The organism is Nitrosomonas sp. HPC101, from assembly GCF_009833125.1.
Lineage (GTDB): Bacteria > Pseudomonadota > Gammaproteobacteria > Burkholderiales > Nitrosomonadaceae > Nitrosomonas.
Genome location: NZ_QRCC01000009.1, coordinates 25,432 through 41,420, shown reverse-complemented (window position 1 = coordinate 41,420; position 15,989 = coordinate 25,432). Strand labels below are relative to the sequence as shown.

The following is a 15,989-nucleotide window of genomic DNA, read 5'->3' as shown; positions in this document are numbered from 1 at the left end:
CATGTCTTCTAATAACGTACCTGCCCCGCGCCGGAAGTGTGTGGGCGTAAAAGTGGGGTCAGTGATGATCGGTGGCGGTGCACCGATTGTTGTGCAGTCAATGACCAATACCGATACTGTCGATGAGCTGGCGACTGCCCAACAGGTCGAACAACTTGCACTTGCGGGTTCCGAGCTGGTCCGAATTACCGTCAATTCCATGGAGGCTGCACGAGCGGTTGTGGGAATTCGTGCACGTCTGGATGATGTGGGGTGTCATGTTCCGCTGGTTGGTGATTTTCATTTTAACGGACATAAGTTGCTGACAGCCTATCCGGAATGTGCGAAAGCGTTGGCCAAATACCGTATTAATCCGGGAAATGTGGGTCATGGCAAAAAGCGTGACGAACAGTTTGCCATGTTGATTGAAATGGCCTGCAAATATGACAAACCAGTTCGCATTGGGGTCAACTGGGGTAGTCTTGATCCGGAAATGCTGGCACGGATCATGGATGAAAATGCACGTTTGCCGGATCCACTGGGCGCTTCGCAGGTCATGTATAAGGCGCTTATCACCTCTGCGCTGGAAAGTGCGGCAAAGGCAGAAGAATTGGGTCTGGGTCGAGATCACATCGTGTTGTCATGCAAGGTCAGTGGTGTGCAGGATCTGATTGCGGTTTATGGTGAACTGGCTGCGCAGTGTGACTATGCGCTGCATCTGGGGTTGACCGAAGCCGGTATGGGATCGAAAGGTATCGTTGCTTCAACAGCAGCACTGGCGGTACTTTTGTTCAAAGGGATCGGCGATACGATCCGGATTTCCCTGACGCCGGAACCGGGTGGAGACCGTGCGCGCGAAGTCATCGTCGCCCAGGAAATCTTGCAGACAATGGGGCTGCGCGCGTTTGTTCCTCTAGTGGCGTCCTGTCCGGGATGTGGTCGCACAACCAGTACTTATTTCCAGGAACTTGCTGAAAGCATCCAGCTTTATGTGCGTGAACGGATGATCATCTGGCGTGAGCAATATGAAGGTGTCGAAAATATGTCGCTGGCAGTGATGGGGTGTGTGGTCAACGGACCGGGCGAAAGCAAACATGCCGATATCGGTATCAGTTTGCCCGGATCAGGAGAAACACCCGTTGCTCCGGTTTTTGTGGATGGCCAAAAGACCGTTACCCTGAAAGGCGACAACATCGCAGGCGAATTCCGCATGATCGTCGATGAATATGTACGCACCAAATACCGGAAGAAAGCAGCTAATGCCTGAAACAATCCGGGCCGTGCGCGGGATGAACGACATCCTGCCCGACGAAAGCAGCTTGTGGGCGTTTTTTGAGGATACCATTCGTACCTGGCTGGCTGGTTATGGCTACCGTAATTTGCGTACCCCCATTGTTGAACAGACTGATTTATTCGTCCGCTCGATTGGAGAAGTGACTGATATCGTCGAAAAGGAGATGTACTCGTTTGTTGATCATCTTAATGGCGAGAATCTGACATTGCGTCCGGAAGGCACAGCTTCCTGTGTACGTGCGGTAATCGAGCATAATCTGCTGTATTCCGGTCCTCAGCGCTTGTACTACAACGGCCCGATGTTTCGTCATGAGCGTCCGCAGAAAGGGCGCTATCGCCAGTTTCATCAGGTGGGTGTGGAAGCGCTTGGGTTTTCCGACCCGGATATCGACGCAGAACTCATCATTATGTGCACGCGGTTGTGGCGTCTGCTGGGTATTTCGGATGTGCGTCTTGAAATCAGCACACTGGGAAACATTGAATCACGTTCGATTTACCGTGCGCGCCTGATCAGCTATCTGGAAAAATTTCATGATGTACTGGATGAAGATGCACGTCGACGACTGAGAACCAACCCGTTACGTATCCTTGACAGCAAGAATCCGACCATGCGTGCAATACTGGAAGATGCCCCCCATTTGTTCGATGATCTGGATGAAGATTCGCTTGCGCATTTCGACGCGTTGCAACAAATTTTGCACAATCAGGGCATCAGCTTTGAAATTAACCATCGTCTGGTCAGGGGACTGGATTATTACAATCGCACCGTATTCGAATGGGTGACTGATAAACTGGGTGCCCAGGGAACGATCTGTGCAGGTGGGCGTTATGATGGACTGATCGCCCAGATTGGTGGTAAACCAGCGCCAGCATGTGGTTTTGCTATGGGAATAGAGCGAATACTCTCTTTGATCAGTGAAACAGGCACTGCGGAAATACGCTTTGTGCCCGATGTTTATGTTGTTCACCAGGGGGATACTGCGGCTGAATTTTCATGGAAAGTCGCAGAATCCTTGCGGGACGAGGGATTCAAGGTTGTGCGACATAGCGGAGGAGGAAACTTCAAAGCACAGATGAAAAAGGCTGATGCCAGTGGCGCACGTTTTGCTGCCATTATCGGAAATGACGAGGCGGAAGCCGGGCAGGTCAGTATCAAATCGTTACGCGAAATTGCGGAACAGATCAAAATTGATCTGACAAAAGTTGCTGTGTTTCTGCAAAATATTTAATGAAGATGGAAGGTGGGAAATAATGTCTGCATACAATTTTGAAGAACAGGAAAAGATAGATCGGCTGAAGACTTGGTGGTCCGCTAACGGTGCAACATTGTTGCTTGCTATTGCCGTTTTTGCAGCAGCAGTAGTAGGTACCCGGTTGTGGAATCATTACAAGGTAGAACAGGCCCGGCAGGCAGCTGATTTATATACTGTCCTTCAACAACAGATTGAAAAGGGAGGAGATCTAGTAAAAATAACGGATGCTGCGCAGCTGATCACCGAAAGTTTTCCCGGTAGCGGATATGCCTCGCGTGCAGCGTTGATTGCGGCCCACTCTGCAGTACAGGCAGACAATAACCAGTCTGCCAGGGATATGCTGCAATGGGTGCTTGATCATACCAAAGAACCGGAAGTGAAGGATCTGGCCCGGTTGCGGCTGGCGAGTGTACTGATGGATGAGAGCGAATATGATCAGGTGTTGTCCCTGTTGAACACGCAACACGGTGCTTCTTTTACCGGGCTTTATGCAGATTTGCGGGGAGATGCACTGGCAGCTTCCGGGAAGACGAATGAAGCACGTGCAGCCTACCAGAAAGCGCTGGACAGCTTGGATGCACAAGGTGCCTACCGGAACGTGGTACAGATGAAACTCGATGTATTGAGAGCACATTAATAGTGGTCGGCAGCATTCTGTTATTGGTTTTTGGCCATGTTTTTTATGCAGGTGGCCGGATGTTGCGTGCTTGTGTTCTTTCTTTACTGATTTTGCTGAGTGGCTGTGCGAATTTGAGCGAGCTGGGCGGAGGACATTTAACTGATCTTTTCAGTGGCGATGAAGATGAGGTCGAGATCGATAAGGAAGAGATTGCTGCATTACAAAGCTTAGCTCCGATCAGTCCACTCTGGCAGGCAAAGTTAGCAGAAAGCAAAACTGCTGTTTTTTTACCAGTTTATGATAACGGTGCGCTTTACGTTGCTGATGAAGATGGGCGTCTGATCAAACTCGATCCGGCGACCGGTCTTGAAATCTGGCGTGTGGAGACCAAGTCCCAACTTTCGGGGGGAGTCGGCGCAGGCCGAGGGATGATCTTGCTTGGAACCTACAAAGGTGAAGTGCTGGCATTTGATGAGGCAGGAAATGCCTTATGGCAATCGCGGGTTCCCGGAGAAATCCTGAGTCCACCAAAGACAGACAGCGGTATTGTGGTGGTGCGTACCGGTGACAGTCGGCTTTTTGGATTGAATGCGACAGATGGTAAACGCATCTGGAGTTATCAGAGCGTAACACCGCCGCTGACAGTTAGAAGTTTTGTCGGCGTATCAATTGCGCGAGGCGCTGTTTTTGCCGGATTCCCCGGTAGCAAGCTGGTTGCGCTGGATCTGCTCACTGGCAATGTCGGTTGGGAAGCAACCGTTGCACAACCGCATGGCGTTACTGAACTGGAACGCATGACCGATATCAGCAGTCTGCCCATTGTTGATGAAAATCAGGTGTGTGCTGTGGCTTATCGCGGACGTGCCGCCTGTTTTGAAATTTCCAGCGGTAATCAGATTTGGGTGAGAGATGCATCCAGTAGCATGGGAATGGTGATTGATAATCATCACGTGTATATCAGCGAGGAACATGGGACAGTTGCAGCGTATGACAAGAGTAGTGGTACTGTTGTCTGGAGGCGCGGAAAATTGGGCAGTCGGAAGCTGTCCGGCCTGATGATCGCCAGAGGCGACCGATTGATAGTCGGCGATGATCAGGGATTCGTTACTCTAATCAATCGCCAGGATGGCTCCTTGCTCGCCCGCTCACCCACCGATGGTGGCATGATTTTATCGCGTGCCGAATATCTGCCGGATGGCTTTGTTGTACAAACACTTAAAGGTGGGATCTTCGCCTTTTCCTTGCAATAACCGGGTTTCTCTGCTTTCCGGGTAAGGCATTTTTCATATCGCCATCATTATGAAACCCACTCTCGTACTAGTCGGGCGTCCGAATGTCGGAAAATCGACATTATTCAACCGCCTCACCCGGACTCGTGATGCAATTGTAGCTGATATTCCCGGCCTCACGCGCGATCGACACTATGGTCACGGCAGGCTGGGTATTAAACCCTATCTGGTGGTGGATACCGGCGGTTTTGAGCCGGTGGTTAAAGCTGGCATTTTGCATGCTATGGCTAAACAAACCCTGCAAGCCGTGGATGAGGCCGATGTTGTTCTATTTATTGTCGATGGCCGTCAGGGATTGGCTCCGCAAGATAAAATCATCGCAGAGCAACTACGCAAAACTGGCCGGAAACTGATTCTCGTCGTCAATAAAACCGAAGGAATGTCCTATGCATCGGTGACAGCTGAATTTCATGAGCTGGGGTTGGGTACACCTTGTGTTATTTCAGCTTTGCATGGGGAACATCTTGGGGAACTGATTGATTTTGCCCTGGAGGATTATCCGTATACAGAAGATACCGGAGAATCCAGTCAAGATAAGCGTCCTATCATTGCTGTTGCCGGCCGTCCGAATGTCGGGAAATCTACGCTGATTAACGCTCTTTTAGGTGAAGAACGGATGATCGCCTTTGATCAACCAGGCACTACCAGGGATAGTATTTACGTTGATTTCGAATATGACCAGCGTTGCTATACGCTGATTGATACGGCGGGTTTGCGGCGATCAGGCAAGATTTGGGAAACCGTGGAAAAATTCTCGGTTGTCAAAACCCTGCAATCGATCGAAGCAGCCAACGTGGTTATTCTGGTGCTCGATGCGCAAGACAGTATCTCCGAACAGGATGCCCATATTGCTGGATTTATCCTGGAAACTGGCCGCGCGCTGGTGGTTGCAGTCAACAAATGGGATGGGATGGATGATTACCGGCGCGATACTGTCAAGCGGGAATTTGAACGTAAACTTGCTTTCCTGAATTTTGCCAATCTGCATTACATTTCCGCCCTATACGACAAGGGTGTGAAAGGATTGATGCCCTCGGTGGATCAGGCTTACGCTGCTGCCATGGCGCATATCCCCACGCCCAGGCTGACACGTGCCATGCTGGCTGCCGTCGCCAAACAGCACCCTCCTCGTGGTGGAATGTCACGCCCTAAACTGCGTTATGCCCATCAGGGTGGAGAGAACCCCCCACTGATCGTTATTCACGGATCCATGCTCGAGCATGTTCCGCAAACCTACCGCCGCTATCTTGAAAATACATTCAGGGATGTTTTCAGCTTGCAAGGCACTCCGTTACGCGTAGAATTCAGAACCGGCCACAACCCTTATGCCGGTAAAAAAACACCGCTGACAGAGGAAGAAGCCCGCCGGGCGCGCAACCGGCGTCGCCGCAACCGCAAGAAATACGGCTGATTCAGAACGTAATTACTGCCGCTGCTGTTTTTGCTGGTGTTATTTCATCGTATTTTTCTGCTGGCGGGATGCTTTTTATATCAGTTTGAAAAGGCAATGCTACTTCAAATGTTTGAGCATGATATCAAGCTGCTGCAGGCGTTCTGGCGTGCCGATATCCAGCCATTTACCAGAGAAGTGTGAACCACTGATTTTTCCGGCTGAAATTGCTTGTCGCAGCAGTGGCGCCAGTTTAACGGCCTGATCCGGCGGGACAGTTGCGAATAATGCGGGATGATAGACGCCGACGCCGCTGAAAGTGAGTTTCCTGCAATCCGGATCGGCTGATTCAACCAGCGTACCAATGCGGGTATTCAGAAAAAAATCACCTTGAGGATGATGGGGTGGATTGTTCACCAGGATCAGGTGTGCCAGTGTTTGGATCGGGTTTGATTGTATCTGCTGCAGAACGGCTTGCAGCGCGGAAAAATCCATGTCACAGAAAATGTCGGCGTTGATGACGACAAAGGGCTGATTTTGACTGGAATCGGTGAGCAGTGGAAGGGCGTTGGCAATGCCGCCGGCTGTTTCCAGTATCCGTTGTTCAGGCGAATAATAGATTTGCAAGCCGTAGCGGTTACCATCCTGCAGCGCCGCTTCGATCATGTTGCCAAGGTAGGCATGATTGATGATGACATTGGTGAAGCCGGCCTGTGCTAGTTTTTCCAGATGGTACTCAATCAGCATTTTACTGCCGGCTCGCAGCAGCGGTTTGGGACAGGTGTCGGTGAGCGGTCGCATGCGTTTTCCCTGGCCTGCAGCCAGTAGCATGGCCCGAAATTTCACAGGGTGCGTCAAAATGTGTAGCCGGTTGCTGGCTGTCGATCTTCCAGTTGATCGAGCAGTCGGGCGAGCAGATGCAGTTCGTGATAACGTTCACAGGTTTGTCGCAGGTGATGCAGAACAATGGGGATATCCTGCAGATAGGCGGATTTGCCATCGCGGTAATAAAGTCGGGAAAAAACACCTAGCACCTTGAGGTGACGCTGCACCCCCATAAATTCGAAATCCCGATAGAACGTTGAAAAATCGGTGGTAACCGGCAGTCCGGCGTGGCGTGCCTGTTCCCAATAGTGGATTGTCCAGTCCAGTACTTGTGCCTCTTCCCATTGAATATAAGCGTCTTTGAACAGCGAAACCAGATCATAGGTGATCGGACCGAAAACAGCATCCTGAAAGTCGATTACGCCCGGATTGGGGGTGGCGATCATTAGATTGCGACTGTGGTAATCTCGGTGGACAAAAACCTGTGGTTGTGCAAGGTTGTTACCGAGCAGCTGATCAAAAGTAAGCTGCAGTACATTTTTCTGCTCATTATCTGGTGCAGATTGCAAATGGTTTGTCATATACCAGTCTGGAAATAATGCTAGCTCGTGTAAAAGCAGCGCCCGATCGTATTCGGGGAAAACATTTTTACGGCTGGGACGTTGAATTTTGATCAATGCATCGATGGCTTCCCGGTAGAGTGGGTCAGCATGGTCAGGGTTGGCGTTCAGCGCTTGTAGATAGGTGGTGTTGCCCAGATCGGAGAGCAGCAGAAAACCCTGCTCCAGATTTTGCGCAATGATATCGGGCACGTGAATGGACGCTTTTGAAAAAACAGTAGCTGCGTGCAAAAACGGCCGGCAGTCTTCCTGTTGCGGCGGCGCATCCATTGCAATCAGTGTGTGCTCAGGAAATGAGATGCGGAAATAGCGGCGAAAGCTGGCATCTGCCGAAGCGGGTGCCAAGGTGAAAGACTGATCGGGGTAAAGCGTTTTTAGCCAGAATTGCAGAAGTTGCAGACGGTTCATTAGAGCGAATTGGAAAAATAATGCTGATTTTGTGCTGTTTACCGGCCAAGGTGCAGGCGACTGATTTGTGTTTGCCTGTTAATTGAAAATATGAGATTTTATCTCGGAAACCGCTTACAAGGCTTCGAAATTTTAATGGAGAGAAGAAATGCTAAATAAGAATGTACTGGATGAAATCGGCAGCAAGGTAAATGAAATTCTGGCCGGCAGTCCAGCCAAGGATATCGAAAAAAATATGCGCGTCATGCTGTCAGGCGTATTTTCCCGGCTGGATCTGGTCACGCGCGAGGAATTTGATGTGCAGCAGGAAGTGATCAAACGTACTCGCATTAGGCTGGCAGAGCTGGAAGAAAAAGTGAACAGACTGGAGCAGCAGATACATCCATCCACAGTGGCTGAAGGCACCGTAGAGGATGTGATGGATGCTTCTGATTTCAAGACCGGCCAATGATAGAAAGCACTGAGATTTGTTGCATTTTTTGCCAGTAAAGTACCGATTCTCCATGCTGTGATCATCATCTTTTATGTCGCTGGCTATTCTGTATAGCCGCGCATTGTGTGGCATGGATGCACCGCTGGTGACTGTGGAGGTGCATCTTGCCAACGGCCTGCCAAAATTTACTATTGTCGGGCTTCCCGAAACGGAAGTCAGGGAGAGTAAGGACAGGGTACGTGCTGCGCTGCAGAATGGACGATTCAAATTTCCTGCTCGACGTATCACGGTTAATCTCGCACCGGCTGATTTGCCCAAGGAAAGCGGACGTTTCGATTTGCCCATCGCACTGGGTATCCTGGCGGCGACTGGACAGATCCCTGTAAACAAACTGGATCAATACGAATGGGCGGGAGAGTTGTCGCTGGATGGTCAGCTACGCCCTATTCGTGGGGCTCTGGCCATGACTTATAGCGCTTCTCGCTCCGGTCGCAGTTTCGTTCTGCCTGAGCAGAATGCCGGTGAAGCGGCGCTGGTCAAAGAAGCAACCATCTATCCTGTGGCTTCGCTGTTACAGTTGTGTGCGTATTTGACTGGTCAGGAGCCATGGCGACCTTATCGTGTCGAGCTGGAAGAGCGGATATCAGAAAATTATCCGGATATGGGGGATGTCAAGGGGCAGGTGCAGGCCAGGCGTGCACTAGAGATTGCTGCAGCAGGCGGGCACAGTGTGCTGATGATTGGCCCGCCGGGTACGGGAAAAACCATGCTGGCCCGGCGTATTCCAGGCATTCTGCCCCCCATGACAGAGCAAGAGGCACTGGAATCGGCTGCCATTCAGTCCTTGGGAAGTGGTCGTTTTGATTTAACTCACTGGAAATGCCGTCCTTTCCGCGCACCGCATCACACAGCGTCAGCGGTAGCATTGGTTGGTGGGGGCAGTATTCCACACCCGGGCGAGATTTCACTGGCAATGCACGGCGTTTTGTTTCTCGATGAGTTGCCTGAGTTTGATCGGCGTGTGCTGGAAGTGCTGCGCGAGCCGTTGGAATCCGGCCATATTACGATTTCACGTGCAACACGACGGGCAGATTTTCCTGCCCGATTCCAGCTCATTGCCGCAATGAATCCGTGTCCGTGCGGGTATCTTGGGCATTATGATGGCAAGTGTCGCTGTACGCCTGATCAGGTGGCGCGTTACCGTAGCAAAATTTCCGGTCCGTTGTTAGATCGAATTGATATTCAGATTGAGGTGCCCATGCTAGCAAAAAAGGATTTAATGCATCCTGGCCCGGGAGAATCCAGTACTGCTATCCGGGCAAGGGCAGTGGCTGCGCGGCAGCGGCAGTTGGATCGGCAGCATGTATCCAATTCAGAGCTGGGAGTGCAGGAGATTGAGAAATATTGCCGTCTGGATGCGGCAGGGAAACAGATGTTGGAGCGGGCCATGACGCAGCTGAATATTTCAGCGCGAGCTTACCACAGAATACTCAAGCTGGCTCGGACCATTGCAGATTTATCGGGGAGTGAGCCTGTTCTGGGAAAACATGTGGCAGAAGCTATCCAGTACCGCCGTATGGGTATAAATTGATTATCTGGGTAGTAATTGATCAGTAGTAATCGCTGGAGCGGGCGCAATTTTCAAATCGTGTAAATTCACCCAGAAAGGTCAAATCAACCTTACCAATCGGCCCATTACGCTGTTTGCCGATAATAATTTCGGCAATACCTTTGTCCGGAGTATCCGGGTTATATACTTCATCCCGATAAATAAACAAAATAACATCTGCATCCTGTTCGATGGCCCCTGATTCACGTAAATCAGACATAATCGGCCGTTTGTTGGGACGTTGCTCAAGGCCACGGTTCAGCTGTGATAAAGCAATGACGGGGACCTGTAATTCTTTTGCCAGCGCTTTCAGTGAGCGTGAAATTTCTGAAATTTCAGCAGCGCGGTTTTCATTGCTGGAAGCAGCTGCTGACATGAGCTGCAGGTAATCAATAATGATCAATCCTAGTCCTTCATGCTGTCGATATAAGCGTCGGGCGCGGGCACGTACTTCCAGCGCATTCAGTGCTGCGCTCTCATCAATGAAAATGGGTGCATCATGCAACTTCCCCAGCGCATGTGTTAGCCTTGGCCAGTCATCGTCATCCAGTTGACCAGTGCGTACCTTGTGCTGATCCAGTCGGCCAATTGATCCCAGCATGCGCATGACAAGCTGTGCCCCGCCCATTTCCATGCTGAAGACTGCAACCGGTTTACCGGCTTCTAGCGCGACGTATTCGCCTATGTTGAGCGCAAATGCTGTTTTTCCCATAGAAGGCCGGCCGGCAACGATGATTAGATCGCCCGGCTGAAAGCCGGAAGTTTTCTGATCGAGGTCATTGAAACCGGATGGAATGCCGGTGATGTCGCTGGGATTGCTCCGGTTATAGAGCATCTCGATCCGTTCGACTACCTGCTTAAGCAACGGCTGTATATCAGTAAACCCTTGTTTCCCGTGTGCGCTTTGTTCAGCAATTTCGAATATCCTGCTTTCTGCTTCATCCAGCAGATTTCCCGCAGAGCGGCCTGCCGGATTATAAGCGGAGTCTGTTATCTGAGTACTGACTTGTGCCAGCTTGCGCATGATCGAACGCTCGCGCACGATTTCTGCATAACGGCGGATATTGGCAGCAGACGGGGTGTTTTGTGCAATAGCGCCGATATAAGCTAATCCGCCCGCATGCTGTAGTTGAGCTGCATTTTCGAGCGATTCTGCAACGGTTATTACATCTGCTGGCTTACTCTGCTCTATAAGATGACATATGTGTTGATAGATGAGTTGATGATCCTGGCGATAAAAATCACTCTCGATAATAATGTCTGCTAGTTTGTCCCATGCCTGATTATCCAGCATGAGCCCGCCAAGGACGGATTGTTCAGCCTCGATGGAGTGGGGTGGAAGTTTGTAGATACTATTATCAGCGAGGTTTTGAATAAAGTTGGTAGTGGATTGATTCATGTGGATTGATAGTGGCTAGCAGCAAGATCGAGGGGTATCTGATGAAGAAACAAAAAAAGGACTGCTCCGGTCCTTTTTTTGGTTTGATTTTTCTCCAGCAGGGTGTCAGGTTGTTGTTTCGCCCAGTACGGATACAGTAATATGAGACGATACTTCGCTATGCAGTACAACAATAACCGTATAGTCACCCACTTGCTTGATTTGTCCTTCGGGCATACGAATCATGGATTTTTCAACGGCGAATTCCTGTTTGCGTAATTCTTCAGCAATATTTGCACTGGTGACTGATCCGAAAAGTTTGCCATCCACACCCGCTTTCTGGGAAATTTGTATGAGCAACCCATCCAGCTTTGCAGCTTGAGCGCCAGCCGCATCCAAAATATCAGCCTGTTTCTTTTCCAGTTCTGCACGTTGTGTTTCAAATTCAGCTATAACCTTCTCGGTTGCCCTCCTTGCTTTTTTCTGGGGGATCAGGTAATTGCGGGCATATCCTGGTTTGACATTCACGATACTACCCAGTGAGCCAAGCTTAGCGATTTTTTCTAACAAAATAACTTGCATGTTGTTTCTCCCGATTGCTTAGTGCTGATCAGTATAGGGTAATAACGCAAGGAAGCGAGCACGTTCAATGGCTACGTTTAACTGACGTTGGTAATATGCGCGCGTGCCTGTAATACGAGCCGGTATAATCCTGCCATTTTCGCTGATAAAATCTTTCAGCAGATCAACATCTTTGTAATCTATATTTTTGATTCCTTCAGCAGTAAATCGGCAAAATTTCTTGCGCTTGAAGAGAGGCCGGTTTGCCATCCGATCCTTCATCTTGTTTTTTGCATCCTTGTTTCTTGAGAATCTCATATTATTTCTCCGTATGGGTTGGGTATTTGTTTTCAGACGATTCTGGCATCACGAACATGTAAAACCAGCTGGTTACTTAAGCGATTCTTCTTTGTAACGAAACCGGTAAGTTCGACATTGCTGCCAGATCCCATGCAAGCAATTTTTTCAGCCATGCCCGCCATGGCAATTGCCGCAAGTTCAAATTCAATCTTGCGCTGGGCGCCAGCTTCTTCCTGATTGGAAGCATGGCTGAGTCTAAACTCGGTAATCATAATACCCACGGGGGTATAGCGAGGTGTATTCAGATCAATAATTTTTCCACCAATAACTACTTGATTCAGGTTCAGCGGAAGTTTCATGTCAGGATTGGGTATCGCTTTCCTCGGCTACTGTTTGTGTATCGTTGGTTGAGTCACTGGCTGTTCTCGTTCGGGGAGGGGCGCTTCTGTTGTTTTCATCCGGTTTCGATTTGTCTTCTTGCATCATGGGGGAAGGTGTTGTGACCGGAGCATGCATGCGAACAGTAAGATGACGGAGAATAGCATCGTTAAACTTAAAACTGTGCTCCAGCTCATTGAGGCACTCCTGATCACATTCAATATTCATCAGGATATAGTGTGCTTTGTGTAGTTTTTGTATGGGATAGGTGAGCTGCCTGCGTCCCCAGTCTTCAAGTCGATGAATTTTACCGGATTTTTCAGTAATAGTATTGCTGTAGCGCTCAACCATGGCGGATACCTGCTCGCTCTGATCTGGATGAACAATAAAAATAATTTCGTAATGTCTCATAATTTCCTTGTGGATAAAGCCTTCTTGCAACGTTTCAGTGTAAAACGAAAAAGTAAGGCAAGGGATCACCTTAAAACTTACGCGTCGACATCATATCGAATCGCGCCAACAAACCTGCCATTTTCAACGGCGGTTTGATAATTTTACTTAATCAATGGCTAAATTTCAAAAAGAATTAGATCTTTCTTTTTTGGGGTATGTGCAGGAGTTGCAGAAAACAGGAGAGAAGACTCCGATGCGAATGAATCCAAAGCAAGTAAATACGCTGACGTAATCTAAATCACGGAAATATATGAAGTATTGGGTGATGAGTTCAACCGGTATTTCCAAGGCAGTTGCGCTTACATTCTCCTAATGTCCTAATGACGCGAAGGAGCGATAGTCATTATCCCATTCTTTAGGCGTTTTGTTTTAACCTGAGTACCTCGAGTACTCGAAAAGTGATGAATAATTAAAAGTATAGCGTTCTTTATGATTAATTATCAAATAATAAAAATCTACCTCGTCTAAATTCTAGTTTCAGGCAGTTTTAAACATGATTGCTCTACCGATATTTCTCGTTCGCATTGACTGGGTAGGGTGATCAAGGTAGAATCGCCGCACTTTTTTAGGGGCATTGCACTTTTTTGATTTTTCGAAGTATCCGCTTGGATTATGTTTCTGATTAAGAACAGGCCGCTTGGCATTATTCTGCTCTGGCAGCTGGCATTTGCGATTGTGGCGATGATCGTGTGTGGCTTGTTGGCAGGTGTGAGTGGCGCGTTCTCTGGTTTTCTTGGTGTGTTTGTCAGTGTGATTGCCGGAGGAGCTTACGCAGTTTTGATATCGAGGCATAGCGGATATTCGGCAGGCAATGTTTTGCGCACTGCACTTCGTGCGGAGGCTGTAAAAATATTTTTAATAGTGATGCTGTTATGGAGCGTATTTACAGCATATAAAGATTTAAAGCCTGTCATGTTTATCGGTTCATTTGTTATTGCTGTACTGATATCAAGCATGGCAGTGTTTATTTCTGAGAAACCTCGTGTTAAATGAGCATATCAAATAACGTCAAAAGGCAGGTGGATGTCAACAGAAGCTGAGTTAAACCCAACATCTTATATACAGCATCATTTAACAAATATGACGGTAGACCTCGGAGAGGGGTCGTTCTGGGTTCTGCATGTCGATACACTGGTGATGTCGCTGATACTCGGTGTGATCAGTCTTGGTTTTATCTGGATGGTTGTAAGGAAGGCTACATCGGGAGTTCCCAGTAAAACACAGGCTTTTGTCGAGTTGCTAATAGAGTTTATAGATGATCAGGTGAAGAATACATTTCATGGCAATCGGCATGCCTTTGTTGCTCCTGCGGCATTAACGATTTTTGTCTGGGTTCTGCTGTTGAACTCAATGGATTTTTTGCCTATCGATATTATGGCGTGGATCTATGAGCATGTATTCGGTTTGCATAACTGGCGAGGTGTGCCAACAGCTGATGTCAATACGACTTTTGCGCTTGCGTTGTCTATCTGGATATTGACAATTTACTTCAGTATCAAGGTGAAGGGCTTTGGCGGATGGATTAAAGAGTTATTTTGCGCTCCTTTCGGCAAAAACCCTGTGTTGTGGCCATTTAATTTATTATTGAACCTGATTGAGTACATCTCAAAGCCTTTGTCTCATTCCTTAAGACTTTTCGGGAATATGTATGCGGGTGAGATTATTTTCATGTTGCTTGGCATGTGGGCGGCAACAGGGGTTGCCGGTACAATTTTTGGAGCTGTCCTTGGTGTTGGCTGGGCAATTTTTCACATACTGATCGTAGTGTTGCATGCGTTCATATTTATGATATTGGCTGTGGTTTATCTTTCCATGGCACATGAGTCACATTAATTGATAAGATTTTTATTATTAACTTGAGCTAAAGGAAAAATTATGGAGAACGTTCAATTTCTTGCAATGATTCAGGCATACACCGGAATTGGCATTGGATTAATGATCGGCTTGGGTGCAGCGGGTGCGTGTATCGGTGTGGGTGTGATGTGTGGTCGATTTTTAGAGGGTGCGGCGCGTCAGCCTGAAATGATTCCTACTTTGCAAGGGAAGGTGTTTTTGTTGTTGGGGTTGACTGATGCTTCATTTATTATTGCCGTGGGTTTGGCGATGCTTTTTGCATTTGGTAATCCGTTATTAGCTGTTGTTCAATAAATTGGTTGCCGAATGTAAATAAGGGGCTGTTATGAATATAAATTTCACATTGGTCTCGCAAGCGATAGCTTTTTCCGTATTTATATGGTTTACCACAAAATTTGTGTGGCCGTATTTGTTGCGTGCCATTGAGGAGCGTCAACAGAAAATAGCAGATGGTTTGGCTGCGGGTGAGCGTGGCAAAAAGGAATTGGAACTTGCCAGTCAACGGTCATCAGAGGTATTAAAGGAAGCCAAGCAACGCGCAGGTGAGATCGTTATTCAGGCGGAAAAAAGAGCTTCGGATATTATAGAAGAAGCGAAAAAAAACGCTCGGGTTGAGGGCGAAAAGATTATGGCTGGAGCCAAAGCAGAAATTCAGCATGAAATTTTTAGTGCACGCGAATCTCTGCGTCAACAGGTGGCAGGGTTGGCAGTGCAAGGTGCTTCAAAAATTCTACGTCGTGAAGTGAGTGCAAAAGTTCATGCTGATTTACTGGCATCAATAGAGACAGAGTTAAAATAAATGGCTGAGGCGATAACAATTGCACGACCCTATGCAGAGGCAGTTTTCAGACTTGCTCAAGAAAGTGGATCTTTGTCTTCCTGGTCGGAGATGCTTGGGATTGTCAACTCGGTTATTCAGGAGTCTCAGGTAAGTGCTTTAATCGGTAATCCGCAAATCCCGTCAGCAAAGTTGCGTGAAATTATTTTTAGTGTCTGTGACAAGAAACTAAGCGAAGATGGCAGGCGCCTGATTTCATTGCTGATTGAAAACGGGCGGCTGCTTGTGTTACCGCAGATAGGCGAGCTGTACGAGCAGCTTAAGGCTCAATATGAGAGTGTACTTGAGGCAGAAATAGTGTCAGCGTTTCCTCTTGAGTCGCATCAACTGGAAAAGCTCATATCGGTTCTTGAGGCGAAATTCCAGCATAAGGTAAAAGCTCGGGTAAATGTGGATAGCGAGCTTATTGGTGGTGTAAAAATTGAAATTGGTGACCAGGTGATTGACAGTTCTGTGTCCGGAAAGCTGGAAGCTATGGCGGCGGCTCTCAAAAGCTAGGAGTTATATAA

General features: G+C 48.3%; 19 protein-coding genes. 12 read left to right on the top strand and 7 right to left on the bottom strand.

What is annotated here, in order from left to right; translation table 11 throughout:
- Nucleotide 1: 1 nt before the first annotated feature.
- From ispG to der, 5 genes are read left to right on the top strand one after another with little or no spacing between them, the layout of a single operon-like run.
- Nucleotides 2-1,246, top strand: coding sequence for a flavodoxin-dependent (E)-4-hydroxy-3-methylbut-2-enyl-diphosphate synthase (gene ispG, locus ABO04_RS06610; protein WP_160809895.1), 1,245 nt, complete (start codon nt 2-4; stop codon nt 1,244-1,246).
- On the top strand, nt 1,239-2,501 hold the full coding sequence (gene hisS, locus ABO04_RS06605) for a histidine--tRNA ligase (protein WP_160809894.1): 1,263 nt from the start codon (nt 1,239-1,241) through the stop codon (nt 2,499-2,501). Before ispG ends, hisS begins: the two co-directional genes overlap by 8 nt.
- 22 nt (nt 2,502-2,523) lie before the next feature.
- On the top strand, nt 2,524-3,162 hold the full coding sequence (locus ABO04_RS06600) for a tetratricopeptide repeat protein (protein WP_160809893.1): 639 nt from the start codon (nt 2,524-2,526) through the stop codon (nt 3,160-3,162).
- Between the two features lie 2 nt (nt 3,163-3,164).
- Nucleotides 3,165-4,394 carry an outer membrane protein assembly factor BamB gene (gene bamB, locus ABO04_RS06595; RefSeq protein ID WP_160809892.1) on the top strand — a complete coding sequence of 410 codons (1,230 nt, stop codon included), beginning with the start codon at nt 3,165-3,167 and terminating at the stop codon, nt 4,392-4,394.
- A 49-nt stretch (nt 4,395-4,443) separates the two neighbouring features.
- A complete protein-coding gene (gene der / locus ABO04_RS06590) occupies nt 4,444-5,844 on the top strand; it encodes a ribosome biogenesis GTPase Der (protein ID WP_160809891.1) in 1,401 nt (466 codons plus the stop codon).
- 99 nt (nt 5,845-5,943) lie between these two features.
- Here der and murU read toward each other — a convergent pair whose 3' ends face one another.
- Both murU and ABO04_RS06580 read right to left on the bottom strand, forming a co-directional pair.
- Entirely contained in the window at nt 5,944-6,654 is a 711-nt protein-coding gene (murU, locus tag ABO04_RS06585) for an N-acetylmuramate alpha-1-phosphate uridylyltransferase MurU (RefSeq protein ID WP_160809890.1), read from the bottom strand.
- A gap of 23 nt (nt 6,655-6,677) precedes the next feature.
- Nucleotides 6,678-7,676: a phosphotransferase gene (locus ABO04_RS06580; protein ID WP_160809889.1), complete on the bottom strand. Its 999-nt coding sequence runs from the start codon at nt 7,674-7,676 to the stop codon at nt 6,678-6,680.
- A 148-nt stretch (nt 7,677-7,824) separates the two neighbouring features.
- Between ABO04_RS06580 and ABO04_RS06575 the strand changes: the two genes are divergently transcribed.
- Together ABO04_RS06575 and ABO04_RS06570 are read left to right on the top strand one after the other, a co-directional pair.
- Nucleotides 7,825-8,127 (top strand): accessory factor UbiK family protein, encoded by a 303-nt coding sequence (locus ABO04_RS06575; protein ID WP_160809888.1) that lies wholly within the window; start codon nt 7,825-7,827, stop codon nt 8,125-8,127.
- A 73-nt stretch (nt 8,128-8,200) separates the two neighbouring features.
- Nucleotides 8,201-9,700 (top strand): YifB family Mg chelatase-like AAA ATPase, encoded by a 1,500-nt coding sequence (locus tag ABO04_RS06570; RefSeq protein WP_160809887.1) that lies wholly within the window; start codon nt 8,201-8,203, stop codon nt 9,698-9,700.
- Nucleotides 9,701-9,719: 19 nt separating this feature from the next.
- Here ABO04_RS06570 and dnaB read toward each other — a convergent pair whose 3' ends face one another.
- The 5 genes from dnaB to rpsF form a co-directional block, all read right to left on the bottom strand.
- Nucleotides 9,720-11,117 carry a replicative DNA helicase gene (gene dnaB / locus ABO04_RS06565; RefSeq protein WP_160809886.1) on the bottom strand — a complete coding sequence of 466 codons (1,398 nt, stop codon included), beginning with the start codon at nt 11,115-11,117 and terminating at the stop codon, nt 9,720-9,722.
- 105 nt (nt 11,118-11,222) lie between these two features.
- Nucleotides 11,223-11,678 (bottom strand): 50S ribosomal protein L9, encoded by a 456-nt coding sequence (rplI, locus tag ABO04_RS06560; protein WP_160809885.1) that lies wholly within the window; start codon nt 11,676-11,678, stop codon nt 11,223-11,225.
- Nucleotides 11,679-11,696: 18 nt separating this feature from the next.
- The gene (rpsR, locus tag ABO04_RS06555) at nt 11,697-11,927 is read right to left on the bottom strand and encodes a 30S ribosomal protein S18 (protein ID WP_205012760.1); all 231 of its coding nucleotides are present in this window, start codon (nt 11,925-11,927) and stop codon (nt 11,697-11,699) included.
- 80 nt (nt 11,928-12,007) lie between these two features.
- Nucleotides 12,008-12,316, bottom strand: a complete 309-nt coding sequence (gene priB, locus ABO04_RS06550; RefSeq protein WP_160809883.1) for a primosomal replication protein N — start codon at nt 12,314-12,316, stop codon at nt 12,008-12,010.
- A 1-nt stretch (nt 12,317) separates the two neighbouring features.
- Nucleotides 12,318-12,746, bottom strand: a complete 429-nt coding sequence (gene rpsF, locus ABO04_RS06545; protein WP_160809882.1) for a 30S ribosomal protein S6 — start codon at nt 12,744-12,746, stop codon at nt 12,318-12,320.
- Between the two features lie 654 nt (nt 12,747-13,400).
- Here rpsF and ABO04_RS06540 point away from each other — a divergent pair.
- Genes ABO04_RS06540 through ABO04_RS06520 form a run of 5 tightly spaced genes read left to right on the top strand, consistent with a single transcriptional unit; the run spans nt 13,401 to nt 15,978 of the window.
- Nucleotides 13,401-13,781: an ATP synthase subunit I gene (locus ABO04_RS06540; protein WP_160809881.1), complete on the top strand. Its 381-nt coding sequence runs from the start codon at nt 13,401-13,403 to the stop codon at nt 13,779-13,781.
- A gap of 30 nt (nt 13,782-13,811) precedes the next feature.
- Entirely contained in the window at nt 13,812-14,621 is an 810-nt protein-coding gene (gene atpB, locus ABO04_RS06535; protein ID WP_160809880.1) for a F0F1 ATP synthase subunit A, read from the top strand.
- Nucleotides 14,622-14,663: 42 nt separating this feature from the next.
- Nucleotides 14,664-14,936: a F0F1 ATP synthase subunit C gene (gene atpE, locus ABO04_RS06530; RefSeq protein WP_160809879.1), complete on the top strand. Its 273-nt coding sequence runs from the start codon at nt 14,664-14,666 to the stop codon at nt 14,934-14,936.
- A 31-nt stretch (nt 14,937-14,967) separates the two neighbouring features.
- Nucleotides 14,968-15,441 carry a F0F1 ATP synthase subunit B gene (locus ABO04_RS06525; RefSeq protein WP_160809878.1) on the top strand — a complete coding sequence of 158 codons (474 nt, stop codon included), beginning with the start codon at nt 14,968-14,970 and terminating at the stop codon, nt 15,439-15,441.
- Nucleotides 15,442-15,978 carry a F0F1 ATP synthase subunit delta gene (locus ABO04_RS06520; protein WP_160809877.1) on the top strand — a complete coding sequence of 179 codons (537 nt, stop codon included), beginning with the start codon at nt 15,442-15,444 and terminating at the stop codon, nt 15,976-15,978.
- Nucleotides 15,979-15,989: the final 11 nt, after the last annotated feature.